5 protein-coding genes are annotated in these 5437 nt (G+C 70.9%); 1 reads left to right on the top strand and 4 read right to left on the bottom strand.

Annotation, left to right across the window (positions count from 1 at the left end; translation table 11 throughout):
• From DKL51_RS01700 to DKL51_RS01715, 4 genes are all read right to left on the bottom strand, one after another.
• Positions 1 to 453 (bottom strand): ATP-binding cassette domain-containing protein (locus DKL51_RS01700; RefSeq protein ID WP_124811653.1); only part of this gene is annotated, 453 nt, incomplete at its 3' end.
• 233 nt (positions 454 to 686) lie between these two features.
• Complete coding sequence (locus DKL51_RS01705; RefSeq protein WP_109943454.1) at positions 687 to 1733, bottom strand: phosphotriesterase family protein; 1047 nt, start codon at positions 1731 to 1733, stop codon at positions 687 to 689.
• Positions 1730 to 3262: a long-chain-fatty-acid--CoA ligase gene (locus tag DKL51_RS01710; RefSeq protein WP_109943453.1), complete on the bottom strand. Its 1533-nt coding sequence runs from the start codon at positions 3260 to 3262 to the stop codon at positions 1730 to 1732. Before DKL51_RS01710 ends, DKL51_RS01705 begins: the two co-directional genes overlap by 4 nt.
• Positions 3263 to 3328: 66 nt before the next feature.
• Positions 3329 to 4081, bottom strand: coding sequence for an SDR family NAD(P)-dependent oxidoreductase (locus DKL51_RS01715; protein WP_243422257.1), 753 nt, complete (start codon positions 4079 to 4081; stop codon positions 3329 to 3331).
• A gap of 116 nt (positions 4082 to 4197) precedes the next feature.
• Between DKL51_RS01715 and DKL51_RS01720 the strand changes: the two genes are divergently transcribed.
• Positions 4198 to 5412: an acyl-CoA dehydrogenase family protein gene (locus tag DKL51_RS01720; protein WP_109943451.1), complete on the top strand. Its 1215-nt coding sequence runs from the start codon at positions 4198 to 4200 to the stop codon at positions 5410 to 5412.
• Positions 5413 to 5437: the final 25 nt, after the last annotated feature.

A 5437-nucleotide genomic window follows, 5' to 3' on the forward strand; every position in this document is an offset into this window, starting at 1 on the left:
GTGCTGCGCGACGCCGATCTCCGCGAGCAGGTCGAGCGCCTGCCGGCGCAGCCGCCGTTCGTCGCGGTCGCTGCGCGGCAGGCCGAACAGGGCCGCGGCGAAGCCGGCCCGCGCGGCGTGGTTGGCCCCCGCCATGACGTTCTCCAGGACGGTGAGGCCCTGGAAGAGGCCGACGCCCTGCAGGGTGCGGGCGATGCCGAGGCGGGTCAGCCGGTGCGGGCGGGGCCGGAACGGCTCGCCGTCGAGGGTCAACCCGCCGCTGGTCGGGGCGACGAAGCCGCAGACCACATTGAACAGGGTGGTCTTTCCGGCGCCGTTGGGGCCGATCACGCCGACGATGCCGCCGGGCGGTACCCGCAGGGAGACGTCGTCGAGGGCGATCAGCCCGCCGAACCGGACGCCCACGTGATGCAGTGCCAGTTCGATGCCGTTGGTGCCGGACGATGCGCTCATCTTCACCTCGGAAAAGACGCGGCGTCGGGGGATGCGCGGTGCGACCTTGGGCGAAGCGTGGGGCTGGTTGTTACACGGGGAGTGTACGTTTCGAGTGGAGCTGGTCAATGCTTCGTTACGCCGTCGTGATCTCCGACGGCTCTGGACTCTGTCGATGACGTGCGGGGATGGCCGGACGGGAGGGCACGGCAGGGCCGGGTCCGGCGACGATGCACCGCCCGACCCCGCCGCGACTATTGCACTTGAGGTGCAGGTTCGGTGCCTCGCGGTTGCGGGGCGACCGGGGCCGGACCCGGCTGGCCCGTCTCCAGGATGCGGCGCGGATTGTCCACGAGCATCGTCTCGATCTGCGCGTCCGTCACGCCGCGTTCCCGCACGTACGGCAGCACCTCGGCGCCGATGTGCAGGTAGTGCCACTGGGCCAGGAACGGCATGACCGCCGGGTCGATCCAGTCGATGTAGCAGGAGGCGTCCTGGGAGAGCACCATGCTGTCGGCGTAGCCCCGCCGGCACATCTCCACCAGGGTGTCCGCCCGCGCCTCGAAGGTGGTCGCCAGGTTGATGCCGAAGCGGTCCATGCCCAGGACGAAACCGGCGTCGGCCAGCTCCGCCAGGTGGTCGCAGTCGGTCGTGTCGCCGCTGTGCCCGAGCACCACCCGGCGCGGATCCACCCCTTCCTCGTCGCAGAGCACCCGCTTCACGGCCAGGCCGGCCCTGGTTTCCGGGTGGGTGTGGACGGTGATCGGCGTACCGGTGCGGTGGTGAGCCCGCGCGACCGCGCGCATCACCCGCTCGACGCCCGGGGTGAGCCCCGGCGCGTCGATGGCGCACTTGAGCATGCCGGCCCGCACGCCGGTGCCGGCGATGCCGTCGGTGATGTCGTGCACGAACATGTCCACCATCGGGTCCGGCAGCTCGGTGCCGAGCGCCTCGTTGAGGGCCGGACCCCGGTGGTGGAAGTAGAACGGGACGCTGTCGTACGTGTAGATGCCGGTGGCGACGACGACGTTCAACTCCCGGACCTGCTCGGCGATGCGCTGGATGCGCGGGATGTAGCGGCCCAGGCCGACCACGGTCGGGTCCACGATGGTCCGGACGCCCTGCGCCGCGAGCGCGCGCAGCTTCTCGACGGCGTCGGCGACCCGGGCCTCCTCGCTGCCCCACTCGTCCGGGTGGTTCTGCTGCACGTCCGCGGTGAGGGTGAAGATGTGCTCGTGCATGTAGGTGCGGCCCAGCTCGGCGCCGTCGACGGGCCCGCGGACGGTGGCGACCGGGCTCATGCCTGCAGCTCCTTCTTGATCTCGCGTTTGAGGAGCTTGCCGGTCGGGCCCTTGGGCAGCTCCTCGACGATGCGCACCTGCCGCGGATACTTGTACGCCGCCAGCCGCTCCTTGCAGTAGGACACCAGGTCGTCCGGGGTCACCTCGGCGTCCGGCTTGACGCTGAGCACGGCCACGACCTCCTCCCCCAGCTTCGCGTCGGGGCGGCCGATGACCGCCGCCTCCACCACGGCCGGATGGGCGTAGAGGACCTCCTCGATCTCGCGCGGGTACACGTTGAACCCGCCGCGGATGATGAGGTCCTTCTTCCGGTCGACGATGAACAGGTAGCCGTCGGAGTCGGCGTACGCGAGGTCTCCGGTGTGGAACCAGCCGCCCCGGAACGCCTCGGCGGTCGCCTCCGGGTCCTTGTAGTAGCCCTTCATCACGTTGTGGCCGCGTACCACGATCTCGCCGACGTGCTCCGGCCCCGGCGGCAACGGCCGGTCCAGGTCGTCCACGACGCGGGTCTCGACGCCCCAGATCGGCTTGCCGATGGAGAGCACCTTGCGCTGCTCGGCGCTGATGTTGAAGGTCGTGGTGCTGGCCGTCTCGGACAGCCCGTAGCCCTCCAGGATCACCACGCCGGGGAACTTCTCCTCGAACGCCCGGATCACCTCGCCGGGGATCGCCGCACCGCCGGAGACCCCGACCCGCAGCGAGGAGAGGTCCCGGCCGGTGAGGTCGGCCTGCAGCAGCGCGAAGTACATGGTGGGCACGCCGGAGAAGATCGTGCAGCGGTGCCGCTCGATCGCGTCGAGGACCGGCTCGACCTCGAAGCGCGGGACGAGCACGATGGTGCCGCCGTAGCGCACCGCCACGTTGAGCACGCTGGAGAGCCCGAAAACGTGGAACAGCGGCAGGACGGCCAGGCCGATGTCGTCGTCGGCGAAGCCGAACAGGTCCCCGCCGACCGTGCAGTTCATGTAGAGCTGGAAGTGGGTCAGCTCGGCGCCCTTGGGCTTGCCGGTGGTGCCGCTGGTGTAGAGCAGGACCGCGGTGTCGTCGGCGTTGGTCGGCTCGATCTCCCCGGTGTCCGCCGCGAGGTAGAGCTCGTCGTAGTGCCGGGTGCCGTCGGGTCGCCGGTCGCTGCCGGGCAGGTTGACCACGTACGTCGTGACGCCCTCGACCTCGGCGGCGCCCTTGACCGCCTCGTCGGCGAAGAGTTCGAAGGTGACGAAGACCTTCGTGTCCGAGTTCTCCAGGTGGTACGCGACCTCGCCGGCCTTCAGCAGCGGGTTGAGCGGGACCATCACCAGGCCCGCCTTCAGGATGCCGAAGTAGGTGAAGAGGAACTGCGGCAGGTTGGGCAGTTGCACGGCCACCTTGTCGCCGCGGCGCAGCCCGAGGCCCAGCAGCGCGGCCGCGACCCGTCCGGAGATGTCGTCGACCTGAGCGTAGGTGAAGGTCAGGTCACCCAGGTGGCACAACGGTTTGTCCGGGTGCTCCCGGCGGGGCTCCCGGAGGATGGTGGCGAGGTTGAAGCTCATGCGGCACCTCCTGTGCGGCGGGTCGCGCCCGGCCGGCCACCGGCCGGACCGGTCGCGGGTGGTGGGTCACGGCATGACGAGACCGCCGTCGACGGGCACGGTCACTCCGGTCACGTACGACGAGGCGTCGCTGGCCAGCCAGACCAGGGTGGCGGCGAGCTCCTCGTGCTCGCCGAGGCGCCCCGCCGGGGCGATCTGCTTGACCATCTCGAACGTCGCCGGCTCCAACTGGTCGCTCATCTCGGACTGGAAGAAGCCCGGCGCGATGCAGTTGACCCGGATGCCCTTGCGCCCGGTCCACTGCGCGGCGAGGTCACGGGTGAGCCCGATGACGGCGGCCTTGCTCGACGCGTACGCGGCCTGGGGGATGTTGGCCGGGCGCAGGCCGATGACGCTGGAGATGTTGACGATGGCACCGCCGTGCGTGGCGGCTCGGGCGAAGGCCTGCGCCATCCAGTAGCTGCCCATCAGGTTGACGTCGACGACGGAGCGGAACTGCTCCGGCGTCTCGCGGGTGGCGGGGACGGCCGTGCCGACGCCGGCGTTGTTGACCAGTACGTCCACCCGGCCGAACGTGTCGATCGCGGTGGCGATGAGCGCCTCGCACTCCTCCGGCCGGCTCACGTCGGTGGCGCGGCTGGCGTACCGGCGGCCGGCGGCCTCGACGAGCTTGCCGGTGTGCGGCAGGCGGTCCACGCGCCGGGCGCCGAGCACGACGTCCGCGCCGGCCTCGGCGAGCGCCCGGGCGAACGAGACGCCCAGTCCGGAGGAGGCGCCGGTTACGACGGCGACCTTTCCGTCGAGGCGGAACCGGTCCATCACGCTCACGCGGGCTCCTCAGCACTTCCCTCGGCAGCCCTGGACGGCATACCGACCGGACGGTATGTTCGGCGACGCTAGCGAGCCGTCGCAGGCGCGTCAATGGGGAGGATCGTATGGACTTCGAACCGAGCGCCCGGGCTGCCGAACACCTGCACCGGCTGCAGGAGTTCATGGACAGCCACGTCTATCCGGCCGAGCCCGTGTACGCGGCGCAGCGCGCCGAGCTGGAAGCCTCCGGCAAGCGCCACCACCTGCCCGCCGTGGTCGAGGAACTCAAGGCCGAGGCCCGCCGCCGGGGGCTGTGGAACCTCTTCCTGCCCGACGTCTCCGGCCTGACGAACCTGGAGTACGCCCCGCTCGCCGAGCTGATGGGCCGCTCCATCGAGCTCGCCCCCGAGGCCACCAACTGCGCGGCTCCGGACACCGGGAACATGGAGATCCTGCACATGTTCGGCACCGCCGAGCAGCAGGAGCGCTGGCTGCGCCCGCTGCTCGACGGGGAGATCCGGTCGGCGTTCGGGATGACCGAGCCGGACGTGGCGTCCAGCGACGCCACCAACATCTCCACCCGCATTGAGCGCGACGGCGACTCGTACGTCATCAACGGCCGCAAGTGGTGGACCACGGGCATCGCCGACCCGCGCTGCAAGATCATGATCGTGATGGGCAAGACCAACCCGTCGGCCGACACCCACCGGCAGCAGTCGATGATCCTGGTGCCGGTCGACACCCCCGGCGTCGAGGTGGTCCGCTCGCTGCCGGTCTTCGGCTACCACGACCAGCACGGCCACGGCGAGGTGGTCTTCACCGACGTCCGGGTGCCGGCGACCAACCTGCTCGGCGAGGAGGGCAGCGGCTTCGCCCTCGCCCAGGCCCGGCTCGGTCCGGGCCGCATCCACCACTGCATGCGCTCCATCGGGCTGGCCGAGCGGGCGCTGAGCCTGATGGTGCGCCGGGCGACCACCCGGGTCGCCTTCGGTCAGCAACTGGCCCGGCAGGGCGTGGTCCAGCAGCAGATCGCCGAGTCGCGGATGGCGATCGAGCAGGCCCGGCTGCTCACCCTCAAGGCGGCCTGGATGATCGACCGGTACGGCGCCAAGGGCGCCCGGAGCGAGATCGCCGCCATCAAGGTGATCGCACCCCGGGTCGCGCTCGAGGTGATCGACCGGGCGATCCAGGTGCACGGCGGCGCCGGGGTCTCCGACGACTTCCCACTCGCCGCCATGTACGCCGGTGCCCGTACGCTGCGCATCGCCGACGGCCCGGACGAGGTGCACGTCCGGGACGTGGCCCGCCGCGAGATCCGCCGGCAGTTGGAGTCGCAGTGAGCGTGGCGGCGGGCCACGTCGCGGA

The sequence above is a fragment of the Micromonospora globispora genome (genome assembly GCF_003857015.1).
In the GTDB taxonomy this organism is placed as follows: Bacteria; Actinomycetota; Actinomycetes; order Mycobacteriales; family Micromonosporaceae; genus Micromonospora; species Micromonospora globispora.